Here is a 21,972-nt window from a genome sequence, read left to right as displayed (position 1 = left end):
TTGGCATGTAAAATGGATTCATTTGAATAGGAGTGATTGGATGGAAGTACAGACAGAAACATACCGCGCAGCTATGAATGGAACATTAGAACGTCATTTTTCAGATATGATTGCTGTTATACCGACTAGAATTACAATTGAGCAGTTAAAACAACGGCTAGAAACTATCGCTACTAAAGTTGATGAGTTAAAAATTGTTTATAGTGATGAGACAAGCCTTATTGTTGAGTTACATATGGATGAAAATGTCATACCGTATGAACTGCATATTGATGAAACGGATGATCCAGAAGAATACAAACTATACAATAGACAAGATTCCACAATCGTAGACCGTACTTTTGAAGATGCGGCTTATGGTACTGAAATTTTCACCCGTACGCTATTTGTAGGCGATGTGCTGGACTGCTTTTTCCAGCAGTTACAGTTTTTATGGAACCTTGCGCCAGATTTGTTATTTGTAATTGATTCAAGTGCAGCAATGAAGGTAATATCTAGAAGCTATATTGAATATCACGTTGAAAATGAATTATTACCTGACATTCCTGACTTGTACGTTATTCATTCCGTTTATGAAGACGATAAAGAAGGCGAGCCTACGCAATATTGGTTTCATACACACGGCCTTTTAAGAGCGGGCGTAACAGAAATAGAATTAATTATTCCAAATCGCATTCCTTCCTACTATGGCATTGGTGACCTCTTTCAAACATTTGCGAATAATGCCGTTGAAAATGGACAAGTCCCTATGAATGAGCCTATCGTTATCGCACATAGTCAGCAAGGTTCTATACATACAGTAGCTGTGCCGTGGGAAAAAGGTTTATCTTATATTGGGCATAAAACGAGTATAGATCAATTATCTTCAATTGAGGATGAAGAAGTGAAGCTACAACCAATAGATGCACAAAACACATTCTTAGGCGGGATGGATGACCGAGATGAATACCATCAATCGCCATCTGTTCTCTTGTTCAAATTTGATACTTCAGAAGAATGTATCGAAAGCTTTTTCAAAGAACACGAGGAAGCTACAGGGCTCATGTTCTATAAAACAAATAGTGAAACGGCTCGTATGGCTTACAATGCAAAAAATACTTTCGGGTATTTCAGCAACATTTTTCAAATTGAACAATCAAATGAGGAGTTTCGTTTTCTCGCTAAGTTTGGCGTTTCCTATGAAGAGGGTAAAAGCGAGCATATGTGGTTTGAAATGCAACATATTACAGAAGACTTTATTCAAGGAATACTCATTAATGAACCATATTTTATAGAAGATATGAGTGAAGGAAATAGTTATCATTTAGATTTTGATGACTTAACAGAATGGGTTATTTATGCAGGAGATGCCGTTATAAAGCCAAATAACTTATATATGTTTATTGGTGAATAAGTAACAAAACGCCTTCAATATGATTGAAGGCGTTTCTCTTTATTGTGCGATTAATTCCGTATTCATTACTTTCTCCAAATGAGAGAGTACACGTTTTGCAGCCTTCTCACCTTGGTCAATACAGTCCGGCAGACCAGAACCAGCGTAAGAACTACCTGCCAAGTATATACCTGGCAACTCTTTCTCCATAAATGTTGTGAGTTTCTTCATTCGCTCGTTATGGCCTACTGTATATTGGGGCATTGCTTCTTTCCAACGGCTTACGACTGTAAACTCTGGATTCTCTGTAATATCCATCGTCTTTCGTAAGTCTTCTAGTACGAGCTGAACGAGTTCCTCTTCTGTTTGTTCTACAACTGCTTCATCACCAGGTCGTCCAACGTAACATCGAAGAAGCGTTTTTCCTTTTGGCGTTGTATGTGGCCACTTTTTATGCGTCCACGTACATGCTGTAATTGTGTAATCACTATTTCGAGAGACAACAAATCCTGTACCATCAATATCTCGCTGAATGGCTGATTTCGGGAAAGCCATTGCTACATTCGCAACTGATGTGGACGGAATGTTGCGAAAGAAACGAAACTGCTTGTACTGTGCAAACATAGATGGCAATACTTTATGTGAACTTGCCACTACGACCGCGTCCGCTTCTATTTCTTTTCCGTTACTAAGAGTAATCGTATAGCCATCACCCTGTTTTGTAACTTTTTCAATGCGAGTTCCCTTTATTATCGTACCTTCATGCATCTTTGCTTCAAGAGATTCTACGATAGATTCTAAACCTGTTTTCACTGTTTGGAAGATTCCTTTTTTCGGTTCAGCTTTCTCTTCTTTCGGAGCGAGCGTACGCATACCGAGTGAAATACTGCGATGTTTCTGCTCAATTTGATACATTTGCGGGAATGTTGACATTAAGCTCATTTCATCAATATCCCCTGCATAAATACCAGATAGTAATGGTTCTATTAAATTTTCAACCACTTCATTTCCGAGGCGATGTCTGAAAAAGTGCCCGAGTGATTGGTCAGATACTGGTTTTGATCTTGGCATTAATAGATCAAAACCAGCTCTTAGTTTCCCAATTGGGGAGAACAGCCCGGAAAATAGAAACGGCGTAATTTGCGTTGGAATTCCCATCATTGATCCATTCGGCATTTTATGTAACCGATTGTTTACGAGGATAAATGATTGACCGGCCTCATTATTTACAAGTTCATCGCCAAGACCTAATTCTTTCACTAATCTAGCTGCACTTTCTTTTCGTGCTAAGAAAGAATCCGGTCCGCGCTCAATTGTAAATCCATCTTTTCGAACGGTTTGAATTTTTCCGCCAAGTTTACCCGATGCTTCTATCAGTAATGTATCAATCGGCAAGTTTTTTTCATGAATATTTTTTTGTAAGTTATACATTGCTGTTAATCCAGTGATGCCTCCGCCGATGATCACAACTTTTTTCCTCAAGCAGGCTCCCCCTTTCTTCTTACAGTACAGATTCTTTTTTCTTTACTACAACATCTGTTAAGCAGTCAATAAATGCGTCCGATGCGTTTGGCATTTCTGGACGATAATATTTCGCGCCAATTTCATCCGTTACCACTTTACACTCAAAGTCGTTGTCATATAAAACTTCTAAATGTTCCGCAACAAATCCAACTGGTGCATATACGAATGAAGTATAACCGTGCTTTTCATTTAGTTCTCTCGTTAAATCTTGTACGTCGGGACCAATCCAAGGATCTGGTGTGTTTCCTGCACTTTGCCAACCTACTGCATAGTTTGCTACTTCAGCGCCTCTTGCAATATAGTCCGCTGTTTCATTTAATTGATCTGGATATGGATCGCCCATTGCGATAATTTTTTCTGGTAAGCTATGAGCTGATACGATTAATACTGCTTTTTCACGTTCTGCGTCTGACATACCGTTATATATACCTTTCACTGCATCAACCCAGTACTGGATAAATTTTGGTTCTTTATACCAGCTATCGATGCCATGAATTGTTAAGTTTCCAAGTTTCTCAGCTTCTTCTTGTGCTCGTCCAACGTATGATTTTACGCTAAACGTAGAATAGTGCGGCGCAAGAACAAGTGCGATTGCATCTTGTATACCGTCGTTATGCATATCTTTCACCGCATCTTCAATGAACGGTTCAATATGTTTTAAGCCAAGATACATATGGTACTCGACTTCATCTTGTACTTCATTTAAACGCTTCTCTAACTTCTTAGCTTGCTCTAATGTAATAGTAGCTAAAGGAGAAATACCACCAATTGCACGGTAACGCTCTGTTAAATCTTCTAGCATTTCAGGACTTGGCTTTCTTCCTCTGCGAATATGTGTATAGTAACGTTCAATATCTTCTTCTTTATATGGCGTTCCGTATGCCATTACAAGCAAACCAATTTTCTTTTTCATACAGCAATTCTCCTTTACTTCGCTAACTGCCCTTTAGAGTATTCATGAATAAATGTAGTTAAACGTTTTAATGTATCTGGATTTACTTCTGGGAATACACCGTGACCTAAGTTAAAGATATAACCCGGCTGTTTCATCCCTTGATCTAAAATACCTTTTACATGTTCTTCAATAACAGACCATGGCGCAAGTAAGAACGAAGGATCCATATTACCTTGTACCGCCTTGTGAACGCCGCGTGCACGTGCTTCTTCAATTGGTAAACGCCAGTCTAAACCGACTACATCAAGCGGTAAGTCGTGCCATTCATTTACTAAGTGTGCAGCTCCTACGCCGTGCATAATCATCGGTACACCCATCGTGCGAACTTCTGCAAAAATACGCTCCATTGCTGGTTTAATAAATACGCGGTAATCTGCTACGTTTACTGTTCCAACCCAAGAATCAAAAATTTGAACTGCTTTTGCCCCTGCGTTAATTTGCGCTTTTAAATATGTAATAACCATATCTGCTAGCTTATCCATTAAAGCGAACCAAGCTTTTGGCTCTGCATACATGAACGCTTTCGTATTATGGTAGTTACGAGATGGACCGCCTTCAATCATATAGCTCGCTAATGTAAATGGAGCTCCTGAAAAACCGATTAACGGTACATCTAGCATTTCAGTCGTTAATAAACGAATTGTATCTAATATGTACGGTACGTCATCTTCTGGATTGATTTCCCCTAGTTTTTCTACGTCTTGTAAAGAACGGATTGGATTATCAATAACTGGGCCAATACCTGATTTAATTTCTACATCCACACCAATTGCAGGTAGTGGTGACATAATATCTTTATAAAGAATTGCTGCGTCTACGTTATACTGATCAACTGGCAGTTTTGTAACGTAAGCACATAACTCTGGATTATGTGTAATTTCAAATAAAGAATACTTTTCTTTTATCTTTCTATATTCCGGCTGCGAACGACCTGCTTGACGCATATACCATGCTGGTACATAATCAGTACGTTCCCCCCTACATGCTTTTAAAAATGTCTCATTTATAGTTCTTACCAAGACCCTAGCTCCCTTCCTTACCACAATGCTTCGAATACGTTCGATATTTATCTTTTTTTACTATACAGCTTGTAAAAACAAAATGCATAATATTATGTACGTTGTTCATTAAATTGACACAAACATTCTTAAAAACGCTTACTATTTTCGCAACATTCTTATTATAACACAGAGAAAAACTATGGTTTAGCTACTTTTGACTTTTCTCCTTCGCGATTCGTTTGTGTGTTATATGGTACAACGTAAAAACTCGGTTTTGAAAAGATGTTAACGAACTTTTCCTCATATTCCCCGGCACCATTTACAGTACCTACATGCGTATGAATTCCATTTTCCACTCTATAAATACGATACATAATTCTTTCATCTGGAAGTGGTGTCCAGCTTAATTTCGCTTTAAATAAACCGAAAGGGCTAAATGCTAATTTCATTTTCACATCTTCAATCTTGCGCAGCCGAATTGGAGCACCGATTGTTTCCACACCTTCTGGTTTCCTAAACTGCTCTTTCTGTTCTACATTTGCTTTCGTTAAAATTTTCTTAAATAATTTTGTTGCTGACGCACTTTCTCCTTGCAACTGATGCTCTTTATCTATGCGGTCATAACCAATCCAAACAGCGCCTACTAAATTTGGCGTATAGCCAACGAACCACATATCCCTCGCCCCATTATCGTCATTTGGTAAGGAAGTTGTACCTGTTTTCCCAGCTAACGCTCCGTTATATACACCGGCTTTCGCTGTCCCTTCCTTTACAACTCCTTCTAACATTTTTGTCATATACCATGCCGTTTGTTTCGAGAAAATTTTCGTTTCTACTTTTGGTGATTCTCCAATGACTGCGCCGTGTCTATTTAACACTTTATCAATAACGTGCGGCTCAATAATATCACCATTTGCTAAAAACGCACGATACATTTTCACAAGATCAAATGTTGAAACACCATTTTTCAATCCGCCAAGCGCTGTGCTTAAACCAGCATCAGCAATGTGAACATTTCCTTTCTCTAAATATTGCTTTCCTTCTTCTACCCCTAACTCATTTAATAAAGAAACTGCTGGTACATTTGCTGACTCTACAATCGCATCGTACATCGTCATTTCTTTCGAATACTCATGGTTATAATTTCGAGGTTCATACCCTTCAAAAGAATGTCTTTCATTCTTTAATAAAGAATACGGATTATACTTTTTCGTTTCGAGTGCTGGCGCATAAACGATAAGTGGTTTTAGCACAGAACCGGGCTGTCTTTTTGCAAAAACGCGATTAAATCCTCTCGGGACGTACTTTCTTCCGCCAATCGCAGCTTTAATCCCGCCCGTACGATTATCCATTAATAAAAAAGCACCTTGCGCCCCCTCTTCTTTCCCAGGGAAATTCCTTGCATCTTGAAACTGGTTATACGCTACCTTTTGAATTTTTTCATCCATCGGTACGACAAACGTATATCCTCCGCGAAGCACTTCTTGATGAGACAATCCGTATAAACGAGCTGCTTCATCTATAACCATATCAATATACGGCATATATGCGAGTTCATTCTCATCTAAGTTTTTATATAGTGCAATTGTCTTTCCTTGATAACGTACGCTTTCTTCGGCAGTCAAATAGCCTTGTTTATGCATAAGTGACAATACGAGATCGCGGCGTTCTTTACTCTTCTCTGGAGAAAAATAAGGTGAATAACCGTTTGGCGACTTCGGAAGACCTGCAAGCATTGCTCCTTCTTCTACTGTTAAATCTTCTACATTTTTATTAAAATATAACTTTGCTGCTGCTTGAATACCGTAAGCTCCATGGCCAAAATAAATATGATTCATATACATTTCAAGAATTTGTTGCTTCGTATATTTTTGCTCTAATTGAAGGGAAATTGCGACTTCCTTCAACTTACGCGTAAATGTTTTTTCACGAGTTAAAAAAACGTTTTTAGCAAGTTGCTGCGTAATCGTGCTACCGCCTTCGACCTTCTCTCCAGCTAACGTGTCTTTATAAAGAGCACGAAATATAGACGGGTAATCAATTCCTTGATGCTCATAAAAACGAGAATCTTCCACCGCAACGAACGCCTGCTGTACATATTTCGGAATTTGCTCGATTGGTACAAGGTCTCTATTTTCTACGTATAATTTCGTAATTTCTTTCCCTTTCTGGTCAACGATACGTGATGAAGAGTGGAAAACGAGCTGCTTTTCATCCATCATATAGCCACCAGCTAACACAATTAGTTTATAAAGGACAATCGCTAATAGTAGCGTTGCTAACCCACCTAATAAAGTCCACTTTACTTTCTTCATACATCGGCCTTCTTTCCAAATGATGGTACATTTATTATTTGAAAAAGAAGTATCTTTATGTATATAATCTTCGAAGTTTTTTAAGAGAGTTGATATAATAGAAACAAATAAGTAAGGGGGCATTAAAATGAAGGCTATTATTTCATACGAAACACCTCTAGAACAAGCACATTTCACTGCAAAAAATGATGAAAAAAATATGTTTTATAAAGAAAATACAGAAGAATCTGTAGAAGGATCTCTTAAGTATGATGTACTAGACGCTGTTGGAGAATTTAAAGGACAACCTGGCTATATCGTTTGTAACAACATTTCTGTAACAGACGAAGGTCGCCCAGTATTTGAAAACCGTTTTAAAAACCGCGCAGGCCTTATTGAAAACGAACCAGGATTCCAAGCAATCCGCGTTCTACGCCCATTAAGTAACGATACATATGTCATCTTAACGATGTGGGAAACAGAGCAAAACTTTAAAGACTGGACAGAATCACGTTCATTCGAAAATGCTCATAAAAAACGCCCCGCACAAGCAGAAGGACAAGCACCGGCGCATCCACATGCAGAACAGCAAAAGAGTATTTTCTCTCGTCCGTCATTTGTAACTACTTTTGATGTGTTAGTTTAGTTTTTTTGTATCGTGGTTTCTCCAAGGATGCGGTACATGAAATTATATCGGCGATTTTTCGAATATATCTGTCACTATACTCATAAATTTGCCGCAATTGGAAGCATAAACTTGCCGGAAATCACTTATTTTAGAAGAGATTCATCTAATTTTCCATAGAAAATGGAATCATAAGCTTGCCGGAAGTTAATTATTAAACCATAAGCTTACCGTGTGTTTTATTAATATAGCTTTGGAATAATATTTGGTTAAATTGATACTAATAATCTTGATAAACGAGCAAAAAGAAAGGGCGTGTTTTGAAAAAAGATTGATCAAAATACGCTCTTAATTTATTTAATTGAATCATTATTTTATAAAAAGTCTGACCATCTCTGTGATTCTTCTTCCATTAAAGCGCCCGATAATTGAACAAGATAAATTCCAAAGTTACCCCCATTTATGTATATAACAACTTTACTTCTATTATAAATTAATAGCGTTATGAAGAATGAATACGAATCAACGCTTCCGCATGATTAATGCTTTCTTTTAAATAAATTGGCGAATTGGGGTGATTTAATATTTCTTTAGTAGTTAACCATAATACCGCTTCAACCTCATCGGGACTTTTAGAAAATGCCTCCCCCGATTCATATTCGCAAAGAAAAACAATATCGACAACATTTTCACCTGTTTCGGTTACGAATGATGTACTATGTACATAATTTATCCTGTCTTTTACGCTCACACCAACTTCTTCTAATATTTCTCGCTTTACTGTTCGCTCTAATATGTCTGAGGAATTTCCTTCTATATCTACCTTACCTCCCACAAGAGAAAGCCAACCACCAGCATGTTCCTCTTTTTTGCTTCTTTCAATAATAAGCCATTTATCATTTTTCCTTATAGCACCTTCAACATTTACGATAAACATTTTAAAGTACCTCCTATAAATTATCCTTAATCACTTCTTCAAGGTTTGTAATATTCCCTTCCCTTTACATGAATTATAAATTCGCCACAGACAAAAAGAACCATAACCTTGCCCAAGAGGCAAAGTTATGGTTCAAATCACAATATCGGCGCAACTCAAATTATATCAGCGATTTTCAAAATATATCGACTTATCGACAAATCATGACACAAAAAAGGAAACACCGTTACACGCCGGTGTTTCCTTTTTCTTTGTACCAATTATATATACGAAGCGCATCTTCTTTTTGCATATGCTTCACTTTGTAACGATGCCCCGCTACTGACACGTTAGCTGTACATAGCTCGTCTTTCTTTTGGAAATACGACTGACTGTATCCGACTGCTTGCACATGCCTTCTTCGCATGATTCCTGTATATTTCGCGAGTCCTCGGTATACCATGACTAACTGATTGTCCCGTATCATATAACCACTACTTGTATACCGCGCGTATGCAAGTAACGTAAATATAATACATAATGGTATGAGAGTGAATAACGCGATATTTTGTTTAAAATATATACTCGCACCTATGATTGGCACAGCGAGTACGGCACTTGTAATCCAGCCCATGATGACATAACGACGTAATGCTGCTTTCGGTAAATGAACGATTTCCGCTTCCATTTCATACGGCAACTGTAAATATGCGAGTAACTGCTGCACATCTTTTTTCTTCATAAAAGGATGTAACATCACTTCATTTCCTGCCGCTTCTATACTTTGAATGACTTCTACTTCGACAGAGCAATATCCGAAAGGCTGGCGGAGAATGCCTTCTTTCACCGTAATCGCTTGAATACGGTGTAATTTTAAAACAAACTCTTTCTTATCAAATAAACCTTGCACGATGCGAACTTCATTTCCGTTTCGCTCAATTTTAAAGTTCGCATATTTTAATGCATAACCTGCTGTTGAAATGACCCACGACACTGCCATTAAAATCGCCGCCATAACGATTAATTCATCTACACCGTTATCCATCACATACGTTTCTACTTTATTGATAAGCCATTCTGGTAGAAATTGATTAAACTCTGTGTAAAGGATGACTAACATAGAAAACACTAATCCGAATCTACCAGATGTAATAGATGCTGCTAAAATCTCTTTCGTTGTTAACTGATATACCGTCTTACTTCCTTCTTCCGCAGGCCCTTCTTCACTCACAACACTTCTTTCTTTATGTAATAAAGCAATGAGTTCCTTCGCTTCTGCTTCTCTAATACCCGCCAACATCACTTCTGGCTCAGTACCGCCGCCTGCCACTTCAATATTTAATTTCGTCAGTCCAAATATTTGATAGATGATGTTAGAAGACGTACTAATATTTTGCACACGTTCTTTATTTAAGTAACTTTCTTTCTTTACAAAGACGCCATGTTTAATATGTAAAATATTATTTTCAACCCAGTACACTTTAAAATACCATTTTATAGCTGAGAAAATAGCCATAATGAATAATACAAACAAAAGAACAAGATGCAAGAAATACCATGGTTCTACTTCACCATCTGATCGAAATAAAACAAGAAAAATAAAAGGCAACAAAGTCGCAACTCGAATACCTAATAAAATCGTGATCGGATGTTGCCTCTTATACATCCTCATCACTTACTTTCGCAAGTTCTCCAATTTGTCTTTTCAACTGCTCTGCTTCTTCTTTCGTTAAACCTGGAATACTATGAGAAGTTGCTGCTGTTGAAATATGTAATTCTGCTAAATTGTACTTTCTCATAATCGGGCCCTGTTCAATCGTTACGTGCTGCACACGAATCATCGGAATAAGCACGCGTTTTACAACGAACATTCCCTTTTGAATCTCAATCTCTTCTTCATTTAATCTGTAACTATAATAGCGCTGACGTAAATTTGGAAATACAAAATAATCGAGCGGAATAAATAGAATAGCTCCTGTGACTAACAAGCCAAACAACCAACCCCACCAATTAAAATTGATCATAAAAAAGAAATATGCAATTACGACTGCTAGTATAACTGCCGCCCCAATTAAAGCATGAATTCGCCACACTTTCAGCATATTAGAATGAATCTCCCTTTCTAACGGCTGCATCTCATCACTCCAATTATATGAATTTATTACTTATATATTAGTTGGTATATACATTTTTGTAAAATTATAGTTTTTTACATCGTATCGAGAACTTCTTTAAAATTCCCTTCATTAATGGAATACACTTGAAACTGAATGTAATCTATCTCATTCGTATCTGGCTTAGCAAATGGCAAAATGTTAAATCTAGAAGCCGATCTTCCTAGCATATCTACAATCATAAGAGAAACGTCAATATATTCGAAGTCTACACAGAATACGACTGCTTCTCCCGTACATTCATACTCTTTAATCGCATCGTAAGACTTATTGGCACTAATTAACATTACTTTTAATAGTTGGTTCAAATTTTCTGATTTAAAATTAATCATATAGGCGGCTCCTTTTTCAACAAAACACTACAAAAATAGTGTAATCTTATACTTTCATAGCTTCACACATCAATTATATTAAAAATAAAGCTAGTTTTTTATAAATTTTTTGATATAATTACTTACGGGAAAAGGGAAGAATTTTGTCTTCCCTTGTGTTTTTATTTGCATCTAGTACTTTTGCTAGATGCTTTTTTTACGCTAAAAAGGTATCTTCAAACACTTTGAGGATACCTTTCCATTAATTTAGTGCACTTCAACAATCGTACCATCTTCAAATACTTTAAATACGCCAGTAAATCCTGATCCAGCTGCGCCTTCTATTTTATATGTCGTACGCACTCTAATTTGATAATATTTCTTTCCATTCTCTACTTGCGTATTTTCTAGCGTATAATCATAGTCTTCTTTATATTCATTTTTAATATATTCTTTCGCTTTCTCAAAAGTAAATGCATCTTGAGTCTTTCCTGTTTCTACCTTTTGGTTCTTATCTGTCGTTACCTTCTGGTTCTTTTCTGTTTCTACTTTTTGAGGCTTCTCTGCCGTTACCTTTTGGTTCTTTTCTGCTTCTACCTTTTGAGGCTTCTCTGTCGTTACCTTTTGGTTCTTTTCTGTCTCTACCTTTTGAGGCTTCTCTGTTGTTACCTTTTGATTCGTTGCTACATTAGTTTTTTCTGCCTTCGCTACCGTTGCATTCTTTTCTGCTTCACCAATTTTAGTAATTAATCCTGAAGCCTTTTTATTATATTCTTCAAGATTTTTGTTATCTTTTGTTTCTGAAACTAGCTTATTTAATATATCTTTCGCTTCTGCGTAATTTTTCTTATTTATTAACTCTTCACTTTTCACTAGTTGCTCGCTATACTTCTTTTTTTGTTCGACGATAGCTAATAATGCTGTTCGTTCTTCCTTCGCTTGTTTTACTAACGTACTATTTCCATCCTTCATGTTCTCTACTTTTTCAAATGACTTGATTGATTCTTCTACCTTTGTTTCTTCTTTTAACTTCACAGCTTCAATCATTGCTTTTGTTTGTTCTACAAGCACCTTTGCATCTGAATCATCTTTCTTCTCATCTAGTGCTTTTTCAAATGATGATAAGGCATTTTTATACTCTTTATTCGTTAACGCGGTCTTTCCTTCATCCATTACTTTGTCAAAATTCCCATTACTACATCCAGCTAACATTAAAAATGTAAGTCCAATTACCATTAATAACTTTTTCATTTTTTCTCCTCCTATATATCCCCTAAAACAATAGCTTTATATGTATAAAAGTCTGTGTAGTAATTAGACTGAGCGTAAATATGTACTTTATGTGCGGGAAAGGAAGTACATTTCATTTACTATCATTACTTAAAACTCCTAAATAGTTGGTTTTCTTCTTTTAAAGACAGAAAGGAATTTTAATAATGTGCGCAAAGTTCTCACCAAGCTCTTTACTACACACACTCTTATACACATAGAAAAACTTTTTGAACTTCAAATATCTTCTGACGATTTGATACACACTCCGATTTGTAACATACCGAAAAACAAAAAGAAAACAAACTGCAATATAAGTTACAGTTTGTAACTATTTTGTAACACAAATGTAACACACGGTTTTTAAACATACAATAGTTTTTTTACATTATTTTCCCCACCTTCTATATTTTAAAGCGTTAATCCGGTTCTAATCCTTAATGTAATACGTATTTTCATAACAATCGCGCTAAAAAAAGAATTTACATTTTTGATTAAATTGAAGGATATATCCCCTTAAAAAGAAAAAATACGCTATTCTTTCCTATGAGCCTATAGGAAGAAAGAATAACGTATTTTTCAAAAATGAGTTCTTTTATACAAACGCTTTAGTTCTATATCACAATTAAAAGGGCAATCAACGCTAATATAGCTGGAAGTCCTTGTTTTACAATAATTGATTTATTAGATGTGAAACCGCCAAACAGAGCTGCTACTACCACACACATTACAAAGAATAATTGAACCATATAACCAATTGAATTGAGACCAAGTATAAGTCCCCAAATGAGACCAACGGCTAAAAATCCATTATATAAACCTTGGTTTGCAAACATAATGGCTACGTTTCGATCTCCTTCTAAATGCTCGGGTAATTGAAAAGCACGTTTTGCCACTTTTGAATTCATAAAAAACATTTCGAGGATCATGATAAATAAATGTTCTAATGCTACGATCCCGACTAAAATAGCTGCGATTATTTCCACAGTATTGTGCCCCCTCTATCTTCGCTTTAATCTTATAGCTTATATAAAAATCCGACATCGTCTGAATAATACGTTTTCGAAAATTCCTTCTTCTTACTTATTAAAACATTAATTGATACATCAATATTTGATGCATCAATTAATATACAACTCCTCTTTTAGTTTTGCAAGTTTTTTTGCTCTATTCGTTTTATTTTGTTCCGTCAACTTCAAATCAATTCAAAACCCCTGTTCACTCTCTAGAAACTATGGTGTTTTTCAATAACTACAAAAAAAATCAGCTAAATCATCAAATTAATAATTAGTTGTCTCCAAAGACGAAAATTTTATTTCTTTTTTATTTGATAAGGCGGCGTTCATTCTTTCATCATGGCATAAAAAAATGTTATTACTCTTGTTAAATTGAGTAATAACATTTTTATTTAAAGCTATTTAACAAATTTGCTTCCAACTAGCATCCTTCACATCTTCACTAGTCGGCTTTCTAACGAATTCAATACATCGCTTTTCACAGGCACCAAACACAATGAAATTTTCCTGCGCTTGTCTTAACGAAACTTCATTTGCCCCGCCTTCATAGTCAGGCTCTTTAAATTGAACAGAATCATCTTCCCAAAAACATATGTTACAAATTTCATATGTACCTGGTGGTTCTTCTTCTAATGTTTTATATCCGCAGCATGGACAAGTGTATTTCATATAATCACCTTATTTTCCTTCATATGTAGTCCTACTTACTAAAAATGTAATAGAGCAAATTATAGTTAATCCCATAAAGTACATCATTTTAATAATACGAGTATTTTCATATGTTGTAGGAACCCCGTCAGATATAACTTCATAGCAAAAAACAATACTTATGGCTAAAAGAATATATAAAATTAAGGATGGGATAAAATGTAGCTTTATAGGTAAAATAACGCACCTAAACAATATCTCTCCAAGAAGACATCCAACTAAAACAACAGGGACTCCAACTATTAAAGTAGCGACCAACATTTGGGCCATAGCAATAAAAAGATTCGTAAAAATAGAAAATAGCTCTCCTTCAAAAATCCCCTTCTCATCGTATATTTGAATTATCGTCATTGAAATAAATAAGCTTAATAAAGAATGGGAATACGGAATTAAAAATTTCCCCAATCCTGCTCACCTCACTTTTTTTTGCGTCACATATATTATTCATTATTTCCTATCATTTTTACATAGAAAAATAACTCGCCTTCCGCAAAAGACGAGCCATTCCACTTAATTCTCACTTATTCTCTTCTTATACCAATCCTGCATTCTCTCCGCATCTTCTACTCTCGTATGCTCTAATTTATAACTCGATGATGCGCTCGAAAACTTATACGTACATAAATCCGCGCGGCGCTGGAAATAGGATTGCGTCTTTTCCATTGATTGGACGTGTCTTCTTCTAACAAGTCCTGTATATTTTCCAACACTACGATATACAAGCGTAATTTGCTCTCCGTTTACACTGTAACCATTTGTTTTAAATGTTGCGTAACCAAGTGTAAAGATGAGGATTGTGAGCGGAATTAGTGCCCACATAATGAAGTGCTTTTCAAAGTATATACTTATTCCAATAAGCGGGATAGCTATCATTGCGAAAAAGATGAAGCTATCAATGAGATAGCGGCGTAATGCTGCTTTTGGTAATGAAATAATATTTGTATTCAGTTCGTATGGTAATTGTAAATGTGCGAGTAACTGTTGTACTCGGTCTTTTCGAATGATTGGATGGAGTGTAACTTTTTCTTTTTCGTCACCCGTTCCCTTACTTTGAATCACTTCTACTTGCACAGCACAATAGCCGAATGGCTGACGTAAAATACTTTCTTTTATCGTAATCCCTTGAATACGATGTAACTTTAGGACGAGTTCTTTTTTCTCAAGTAATCCTTGTGAAATGCGGACTTCGTCATTTCTTCGATTTACTGTGAAATCTCCATGTTTTAGCGCATAACCGATTGTCGATATAATCCATGAAAGGACGATCAAAATGGCTATCATGAAAATCAAGCCATATATATCGTGGTCCATTACATACGACTTTACGCCATTCTCTATCCATTTCGGAATGTACTCATCTACTTGGTGGTACACGAAAAAGATTAATGAGAATAATAGTCCAAACTGACCAGATGTAACAGAAGCTAATAAAATCTCTTTCCAAGTTAACTTGTATTCTGTCGATTGTTTTTCCTCTGTAACAATTTCTTTTTCTACTGTATGTTCTACTACTTCGTCTAACGTTTCTTCTGCTTTCACTTCTGGAGTTGGCTCATTTAGCAAAGCAATAAGCTCAGTTGCCTCTTCTACTGTAATACCGGCTAAGCTAACCTCCGCTTCATCGCCCCCACCAGCTGTTTCGATTTGGATTTTCTTTAAGCCAAGCATTTGATATAACACGTTAGAACTTGTATTAATCGTTTGAACACGTTCTTTATTTAAGTAGCTCTCCTTCTTCACAAAGAGGCCTTGTTTTACATGTAATACGTTATTTTCAACCCAGTATGTTGTGTAATACCATTTTTCAAACGCTGAAAAAACGGTGAGTAAACCGAATGCAGCGGGAATTAAATACCAAAACGGGAATTTTCCATTTAAGCTAAACATGAAAATAAAGAGTGGTATAAAATCTGTTATTTTTAATTCCAGTAACATCGTGATTGGATGCTGCCTCTTATACATCCTCATCACTCACTTTCGCTAATTCTGCGATTTTCGTTTTCAACATTTCCGCTTCATACATCGTTAAGCCTGGGATGCTGTGAGAAGTTGCTGCTGTTGAAATGTGTAATTCTGCTAAACTGTATTTTCTCATAATCGGCCCTTGTTCAATCGTCACGTGCTGTACACGAATCATCGGTACTAATACGCGCTTTACGACGAAAAGACCGTGTTGAATTTCAAGTTCTTCTTCATTTAGTTGGTAGCTGTAATAACGTTGACGTAGTTTTGGGAATACGAAGTACTCCAATGGTGCTAACGCAACTGTTAAACCGATTAACACGTACAAAATCCACGCCCACCAATCAAACTTTATCATGAGGAAAAGGTAAGCTAAAATGACAAGAATACCGATCCCTTCTTCTATTACAGCCCGAACTTTCCACACCTTGACCATGTCAGGGTGAATTTCATTTTTCAATGGATCCATGTAACCACTCCAAATCTAGTAATCTACTATATGAATAGTCTTAATCTATATTTTACATAACTTTACATAAAATTGAAATTCAATCTTCTTTCTTCTCAGGAATAAAATATCCGAACCAAAGTAGCCAAATGAAACCGATTAACTTCATCCAATTTCCATCCGCTTGAAAAGCTTCTATCATGCCTGGAATTTTATACACCCCAATGAATCCAAGAAAACCGAGCCACCAGTTTTTTTGCATTTTCATCTTTACTCCTCCTTCATGACGTTTTTCACATTTCGAATCCAAATTTCTTTATACTTTAACTGAAATCCCATGAGCATGTAATTGCTCATATTATCAATTACGAGCGCTAGCGTATGAGCGTTTTCTTCCGTTGCATCTTGTGACACAACGCCTAGTCTCGCGCCTTTCTTCAATAGATCGTGGAAACCATTTAAAAACTCTTCTTGTATTTCAAATAAGCGTTTCTGATACTTTTCATTTCGCGCCGCAGTTACGATAAATTCATTTATGACACGTAGTATTCCTTCTTGTCCTTCATATTCAGATAGCATATGTAAACCATCTGCGATTAACTTTTCTGCAAAATTTTCTTTCGTATATTGCTCTTTATCAAAATAACTCACGAAATGATACCCAGAAAAAATTTCTTCAAATAAAAAGTCCACTAACGCTTCTTTAGAAGAAAAATGATAATAAATAGCCGGTTTTGAAATACCTACCTCTTTCGCAATCATGGAAAGACTCATCTTCTCAATGCCGTGCTCTGCCATAAGTTTAAATGATGCCTCTACAATGTTTTGCGATGTTTGTAAATTCTTTGTCATACTGTACCTCACTTATTTTTACTTACCGGTCGGTAAATAAATTGTAAAATAAAAAATTATCGTTTGCAAGTTGGATTCAAAATTACATATTACTTTCTCCATTTACTTTATGAAGCGGAATCATATTCCTCCATAATTACTATAGTAATCTTTCAGCCAATTAAACTACAAAAGCACCTTTGCGAGTGCTTCTTGTAATTTAATATTTAGGCCCCATGTAATCATAACTTTGATCTAACGCTTTTAATAAATCAATCGCACCCTTTAACTCTCTTTTATCAGACTCTAATTCTTCCATTCTTCTTTCAATATCTTTTTTAAAAGATTCTAAATCGCTAATGGCTTTTTTCCCTACTCCAAGTTGAGACCAGCTTGATAAAAGTAAATTATGTACATTACTTACAACCCTTTTATTATGGTTTAAGTCTTGAATCATCTGGTCAAATTGTTGTAAAGCTTGGCTCAATACTTCTTCATTTAAGTAAATTCTCGGCATCCTAATCTTCTCCCTTAATATTGTTGATCCGTCTTCTTATAATCATCGGCTTTCTTCTCAATAAACTCTGAAATTTCCGTCGCTGTTCGTATGTACCAAAAACTTAAATGCTCTACATGTGCGCGTATATTATTTACTTTAGCTTCTACCCGTCTACTTTCGGCCGTTTCTAATAATGTCATCATATTAGAAATTAACCTTGGTACTCTATCTTGAAATTCTTGTGCGTTTCGCTTCATATCTCCTACGGCTTTTTCCAAATTCTCTACAACTACACGAATCTCTCCCCCGCCTAATAACGCGCCCGGTGAATCATAAACTCTTTCATTCGTGTCTACATTTAACAAGTATTTATTTGATAAAGACCCATTCTCTCCAAATTGGAAGTTTTGATCTGTTTGATAATGATAACCAGGGCCACTTATCGAATTCAAAAATCGAGTAACATCCATCCCAAGCTTTTGCTGTAATGATAGCTTTGACATTTCTTCTTTCGAAATTGGTGGGGCTACCGCATAAGTAGAGCCTATATGACTTTCATATGCACCAAATGGTCCATAGCCAATGGAATCATTTCCGTGAACAACACTTACAATTCTATTATTAAACTCACCATTATTTGCTTTTTCTTGTAAATCAGACGGTAACAAATGTTTTGCACTTGGCGCATTCCATGACATACATCTTACATTGTCATTAGATGCCGCTACATATTCTGCTAAAGCGCCCCCTAGTGAATGACCCGTCGTATATATCTCCACATCATCTCTGTCCTTATATGTATCCGTTACTTGTTTCATGACCCTTTCAGCTTGTTCGAATTGATTATGTGTTTCCCAGCGCTGATTCTCTTCATTCCAATATTTCTTTGAACCTTCATTCTCAGTCCCTGCAACAGGAGGTGCTGCTGGTTCATGAACACCTTCTCGTAATACAAAATGATTCGTATCCGTTTTTAAATCCTTCATACCTTCCCCTGGCTTCATTGGAATGCCTAAAGAGTTTTTCTCTATAATTTTATCCCCTTCTGTTCCTCGGAAAGATACCATAACTTGCTTTTTCCCATCGACATCTCGTTCAAAGACTACTGCGTCCATTCCGGTTTGTTTGTCGTGGAATGTTTCTCCTACTTTCCATGTTTGTAATGTTTCTTTATTCCTATTTTTCACTGTAATTTCGCTTCCCAGCTCTTCATCTGTCATATATGCATCTTGAGCCATTCGATAATAACTTATATCTAATAATTGTTCCGACCCTTTATTCTCCAAAGTATTCCCCTCCTAGGTGATTTAGTATATTCTTAATAATAAGAATAACATTTTTGGAGGATATATATGGGAATAAAAATTAAAAAATATACCTTCTTAACTTTATTTATCCTGTTAACTACAATGATTGGAGGGTGTAACATGGGACAAAATGAAAAAGAACAACAAATAGTTAATAAAGCAACAGAAACTACAATCCAATATTTTAAAGAAAAAGAAAATTTAGAAGTGACTATTACGAATCATCGATTTCCTTCTAATGACATCGAAACTATTTTTATAACTGGTCATATCAAAGATGATACAAATAAGAAATTTACTACTTCAATTGATTATAAAGATGATTATAATATCGGTTCTATCTCTACCACTAATTTCAGCCTAAAACACTGAATAGACAATCTGAAATTTTCCTTTTAAACATTAATCATTAGAACAAAAAGACATCCTAAATGTGTGATTAGGATGTCTTTTTTATAAAACAAATCAATTCCTATTTGGATAAACGAAAAAAGGTTTCATCTGTATTTTTATTATTTTCTTTCAAAACACTCCCTCCTTGTAAAAAATGATATATCCTAATAACTGGGACAACATCATTGGAGGGAGAAAATGGTTATCAAATTCAAAAAAATTAGTTTTTATTTCCTTTTAATCTTAGTATTTGCTACTTTAGGAGGGTGTACAATAAATCCAAAGAATGATGAACAACAAATCATTAATAAAGCTAAAGAACAAACTTTTAAATACTTCAAGGAGGAGGAAAACGTAGATGTAACTATTACTAAACATAAATTCACTCCAAATGATCTTCAAACAATTTTTATATCTGGTTATGTAACGGATGACAAAAGCAAAGAATTTAGTGTTGCAGTTGAATACGCTAATAACTATCATATCAGTACCATTTCAACCACCAAAAATTTTGAACTAAAACATGATTAGTTAACGATTTGTTGTAATATTTTTTCTTTATGAAAACCCTAAACAAATCCATACCGTCAAAAGCACTCGTAGATTGTATCTATGAGTGCTTTTTTTACATTCCTTAAGTACAATCGAGAAACATACAAGCTATTAAAAACCGTAGGGACATCTATAAACGATATCAATATATTGATAAATGCCCCTTTTCACGTAAAATATTTTAGCATATGAATTTTTTTCTTAACAAAATGATTTGTATCCGTTTTTAAATCCTTCATACCTTCCCTGGCTTCATCGGAATGCCTAAAGAGTTTTTCTCTATAATTTTATTCCCTTCTGTTCCTCGGAAAGATACCCTAACTTGCTTTTTCCCATCGGCATCTCGTTCAAAGACTACTGCGTCCATTCCGGTTTGTTTGTCGTGGAATGTTTCACGGACCTTCCATGTTTGTAAAGTATCATCATTCGCATTATTCACTGTAATTTCATTTCTTAACTCTTTATCTGATTTATACGCATCTTTAGCCATTCGATAAAAGCTTAAATCTAACACTTCTTGTGTATTTTTGCTATCCAAAGTATTCTCTCCTCGGGATATTTAGTATATTCTAAATTATAGAACAACATTAACGGAGGATAAACATGAGAATTAAAATCCGAAAATTTACCTTTTTTGTCTTTTTTATCTTTGTAAGTACAATAATTGGGGGATGTAATATGCAGGAAAATAATAAAGAAAAACAAATAGTAGATAAAGCAACAGAAAAAACAATTAATTACTTTAAAGAGAAACAAAATTTAGATGTAACTATTACTGATTACAGGTTCCCTTCTAATGATCTAGAATCAGTCTTCATAACTGGTCATATCAAAGATGATGAAAGCAAGGAATTCACTGCTACAATAGATTACAATAATAATTATAATGTTGGTTCTGTTTCAACGAATTTTTCTCTAAAAAAATAATACAATATGGATAAAAAAATGAGGAAATAGCATTAAAAGAAAAAGCAAAAAAGATCGCAATCCAACATTTTAAAGAAGATAAAAAGCTAGGTGTCACAGTGACAAGAGTGGAATTCGCCCCCTCAGATTTTTGGGTGATTTTTGTATCAGGTCATGTAACAAATAATCCAAACCGTAAAATAACTGCAGATATAAATTATAAAAATAAGGTTGAAAGTATTAGTTATGATGACTGAAATTAATATGAAAATAAAGTATATTTTTGTTGGCCCTTTATATTAATTCCAATTATTTCATATGTATATAAAGGATGATATCAATATTCAATAAGCTCAACTTCTAACGTTAAAAATTTAGAAGCAATGTATCAAACTTTTGGGCACCTAACAATAAGGTGTCTATTTTTATTTTCAAAAGGAGCCCCTCAAATAATTCTTAAAAACCTAGATTGATTTGAACCTATTAAAACATTTTAAAGTTTCTCTTCTGCAACATTTGATATATCCCTAATTTAGGAACCAATGATTGGAGGAGAATTATGTTGCATAAAAGATTGTTTTTTTATTTAGTTTTCATTATTACTACCTTAGGAGGCTGTAATAATGAAAATAATACCGAGGAAGAAATCATTAATAAAGCAAAAGAAGAAACCATTCAATATTTGAAAAAGACAGAGGGCTTAGATGTATCAATTACTGATCATGAATTTGGACCAAAAGACTTTCAAACTATCTCTATATCAGGCTATGTGACTAATGATAAAACGAAAGAATTTACTGCTTCAGTTGGATACGCAAATAATTATCATATCGGCGCTATTTCAACCACCAAAAATTTAGAGCTTAAAAACTAATAATCCAGGCACTTTAGAGTGCCTTTTCTTTATAC

At 35.2% G+C, this 21,972-nt stretch carries 24 protein-coding genes and 1 pseudogene; 6 read left to right on the top strand and 19 right to left on the bottom strand.

The annotated features are described in order from the left end of the window. Nucleotides 1-40 precede the first annotated feature (40 nt). Complete coding sequence (locus tag PQF83_RS00250; protein WP_000453734.1) at nucleotides 41-1,393, top strand: DUF4026 domain-containing protein; 1,353 nt, start codon at nucleotides 41-43, stop codon at nucleotides 1,391-1,393. A 39-nt stretch (nucleotides 1,394-1,432) separates the two neighbouring features. Here PQF83_RS00250 and hemY read toward each other — a convergent pair whose 3' ends face one another. The 4 genes from hemY to PQF83_RS00230 all read right to left on the bottom strand — a co-directional run bounded on the left by hemY (nucleotide 1,433) and on the right by PQF83_RS00230 (nucleotide 7,167). After that, nucleotides 1,433-2,854 (bottom strand): protoporphyrinogen oxidase, encoded by a 1,422-nt coding sequence (gene hemY / locus PQF83_RS00245; RefSeq protein ID WP_001228066.1) that lies wholly within the window; start codon nucleotides 2,852-2,854, stop codon nucleotides 1,433-1,435. Nucleotides 2,855-2,873: 19 nt separating this feature from the next. Then, nucleotides 2,874-3,809, bottom strand: a complete 936-nt coding sequence (gene hemH, locus PQF83_RS00240; RefSeq protein WP_000726777.1) for a ferrochelatase — start codon at nucleotides 3,807-3,809, stop codon at nucleotides 2,874-2,876. Nucleotides 3,810-3,823: 14 nt separating this feature from the next. Next, the gene (hemE, locus tag PQF83_RS00235; protein WP_000252614.1) at nucleotides 3,824-4,870 is read right to left on the bottom strand and encodes a uroporphyrinogen decarboxylase; all 1,047 of its coding nucleotides are present in this window, start codon (nucleotides 4,868-4,870) and stop codon (nucleotides 3,824-3,826) included. 179 nt (nucleotides 4,871-5,049) lie between these two features. Next, nucleotides 5,050-7,167: a transglycosylase domain-containing protein gene (locus tag PQF83_RS00230; RefSeq protein WP_000756249.1), complete on the bottom strand. Its 2,118-nt coding sequence runs from the start codon at nucleotides 7,165-7,167 to the stop codon at nucleotides 5,050-5,052. Between the two features lie 127 nt (nucleotides 7,168-7,294). Here PQF83_RS00230 and hmoB point away from each other — a divergent pair, with 127 nt between their 5' ends. After that, complete coding sequence (gene hmoB, locus PQF83_RS00225) at nucleotides 7,295-7,792, top strand: heme-degrading monooxygenase HmoB (protein ID WP_000644055.1); 498 nt, start codon at nucleotides 7,295-7,297, stop codon at nucleotides 7,790-7,792. Nucleotides 7,793-8,273: 481 nt separating this feature from the next. Here the strand turns inward: hmoB and PQF83_RS00220 are convergent, their stop codons facing one another. From PQF83_RS00220 to PQF83_RS00155, 14 genes are all read right to left on the bottom strand, one after another. Next, on the bottom strand, nucleotides 8,274-8,708 hold the full coding sequence (locus PQF83_RS00220; protein WP_000471218.1) for an NUDIX hydrolase: 435 nt from the start codon (nucleotides 8,706-8,708) through the stop codon (nucleotides 8,274-8,276). A 226-nt stretch (nucleotides 8,709-8,934) separates the two neighbouring features. Then, a complete protein-coding gene (locus tag PQF83_RS00215) occupies nucleotides 8,935-10,353 on the bottom strand; it encodes a PH domain-containing protein (RefSeq protein WP_048520014.1) in 1,419 nt (472 codons plus the stop codon). Continuing rightward, complete coding sequence (locus PQF83_RS00210; RefSeq protein WP_001182705.1) at nucleotides 10,346-10,822, bottom strand: PH domain-containing protein; 477 nt, start codon at nucleotides 10,820-10,822, stop codon at nucleotides 10,346-10,348. Before PQF83_RS00210 ends, PQF83_RS00215 begins: the two co-directional genes overlap by 8 nt. Before the next feature lie 74 nt (nucleotides 10,823-10,896). After that, complete coding sequence (locus PQF83_RS00205; protein ID WP_000606841.1) at nucleotides 10,897-11,193, bottom strand: hypothetical protein; 297 nt, start codon at nucleotides 11,191-11,193, stop codon at nucleotides 10,897-10,899. 246 nt (nucleotides 11,194-11,439) lie between these two features. Further along, nucleotides 11,440-12,423, bottom strand: a complete 984-nt coding sequence (locus tag PQF83_RS00200) for a hypothetical protein (protein WP_000735180.1) — start codon at nucleotides 12,421-12,423, stop codon at nucleotides 11,440-11,442. A gap of 632 nt (nucleotides 12,424-13,055) precedes the next feature. Beyond that, complete coding sequence (locus tag PQF83_RS00195; protein ID WP_000402491.1) at nucleotides 13,056-13,427, bottom strand: DUF1304 domain-containing protein; 372 nt, start codon at nucleotides 13,425-13,427, stop codon at nucleotides 13,056-13,058. A 432-nt stretch (nucleotides 13,428-13,859) separates the two neighbouring features. After that, the gene (locus PQF83_RS00190; RefSeq protein WP_000877826.1) at nucleotides 13,860-14,126 is read right to left on the bottom strand and encodes a CPCC family cysteine-rich protein; all 267 of its coding nucleotides are present in this window, start codon (nucleotides 14,124-14,126) and stop codon (nucleotides 13,860-13,862) included. Nucleotides 14,127-14,135: 9 nt separating this feature from the next. Then, the gene (locus tag PQF83_RS00185) at nucleotides 14,136-14,570 is read right to left on the bottom strand and encodes a hypothetical protein (RefSeq protein ID WP_000514472.1); all 435 of its coding nucleotides are present in this window, start codon (nucleotides 14,568-14,570) and stop codon (nucleotides 14,136-14,138) included. A gap of 105 nt (nucleotides 14,571-14,675) precedes the next feature. After that, nucleotides 14,676-16,127 carry a PH domain-containing protein gene (locus tag PQF83_RS00180; protein ID WP_000278199.1) on the bottom strand — a complete coding sequence of 484 codons (1,452 nt, stop codon included), beginning with the start codon at nucleotides 16,125-16,127 and terminating at the stop codon, nucleotides 14,676-14,678. Continuing rightward, nucleotides 16,120-16,596, bottom strand: coding sequence for a PH domain-containing protein (locus PQF83_RS00175; protein ID WP_000371355.1), 477 nt, complete (start codon nucleotides 16,594-16,596; stop codon nucleotides 16,120-16,122). The genes PQF83_RS00180 and PQF83_RS00175 overlap by 8 nt, the downstream gene beginning before the upstream one ends. 79 nt (nucleotides 16,597-16,675) lie before the next feature. After that, entirely contained in the window at nucleotides 16,676-16,843 is a 168-nt protein-coding gene (locus PQF83_RS00170; protein WP_000783813.1) for a hypothetical protein, read from the bottom strand. Nucleotides 16,844-16,845: 2 nt separating this feature from the next. Then, entirely contained in the window at nucleotides 16,846-17,427 is a 582-nt protein-coding gene (locus tag PQF83_RS00165; RefSeq protein WP_000164848.1) for a TetR/AcrR family transcriptional regulator, read from the bottom strand. A 199-nt stretch (nucleotides 17,428-17,626) separates the two neighbouring features. Beyond that, complete coding sequence (locus PQF83_RS00160; protein ID WP_001137439.1) at nucleotides 17,627-17,923, bottom strand: hypothetical protein; 297 nt, start codon at nucleotides 17,921-17,923, stop codon at nucleotides 17,627-17,629. Between the two features lie 14 nt (nucleotides 17,924-17,937). Then, nucleotides 17,938-19,143 (bottom strand): lipase family protein, encoded by a 1,206-nt coding sequence (locus tag PQF83_RS00155; protein ID WP_411267118.1) that lies wholly within the window; start codon nucleotides 19,141-19,143, stop codon nucleotides 17,938-17,940. 114 nt (nucleotides 19,144-19,257) lie between these two features. Here PQF83_RS00155 and PQF83_RS00150 point away from each other — a divergent pair, with 114 nt between their 5' ends. Both PQF83_RS00150 and PQF83_RS00145 read left to right on the top strand, forming a co-directional pair. Then, a complete protein-coding gene (locus PQF83_RS00150) occupies nucleotides 19,258-19,584 on the top strand; it encodes a hypothetical protein (protein ID WP_000511535.1) in 327 nt (108 codons plus the stop codon). A gap of 219 nt (nucleotides 19,585-19,803) precedes the next feature. Continuing rightward, nucleotides 19,804-20,136 carry a hypothetical protein gene (locus PQF83_RS00145; RefSeq protein ID WP_000234843.1) on the top strand — a complete coding sequence of 111 codons (333 nt, stop codon included), beginning with the start codon at nucleotides 19,804-19,806 and terminating at the stop codon, nucleotides 20,134-20,136. Nucleotides 20,137-20,351: 215 nt separating this feature from the next. Here PQF83_RS00145 and PQF83_RS00140 read toward each other — a convergent pair. Next, nucleotides 20,352-20,647, bottom strand: a pseudogene (locus PQF83_RS00140) (lipase family protein); the annotation flags it as partial. A gap of 113 nt (nucleotides 20,648-20,760) precedes the next feature. Here PQF83_RS00140 and PQF83_RS00135 point away from each other — a divergent pair. Next, the gene (locus PQF83_RS00135) at nucleotides 20,761-21,084 is read left to right on the top strand and encodes a hypothetical protein (RefSeq protein ID WP_001220548.1); all 324 of its coding nucleotides are present in this window, start codon (nucleotides 20,761-20,763) and stop codon (nucleotides 21,082-21,084) included. A 538-nt stretch (nucleotides 21,085-21,622) separates the two neighbouring features. Further along, nucleotides 21,623-21,937: a DUF1433 domain-containing protein gene (locus tag PQF83_RS00130; protein WP_000902682.1), complete on the top strand. Its 315-nt coding sequence runs from the start codon at nucleotides 21,623-21,625 to the stop codon at nucleotides 21,935-21,937. Nucleotides 21,938-21,972: the final 35 nt, after the last annotated feature.

The organism is Bacillus sp. FF-1, assembly GCF_028548245.1.
Classification (GTDB): domain Bacteria; phylum Bacillota; class Bacilli; order Bacillales; family Bacillaceae_G; genus Bacillus_A; species Bacillus_A paranthracis.
The sequence above is the reverse complement of the archived record's forward strand: the minus strand, read 5'-3'. Positions and strand labels throughout refer to the sequence as shown.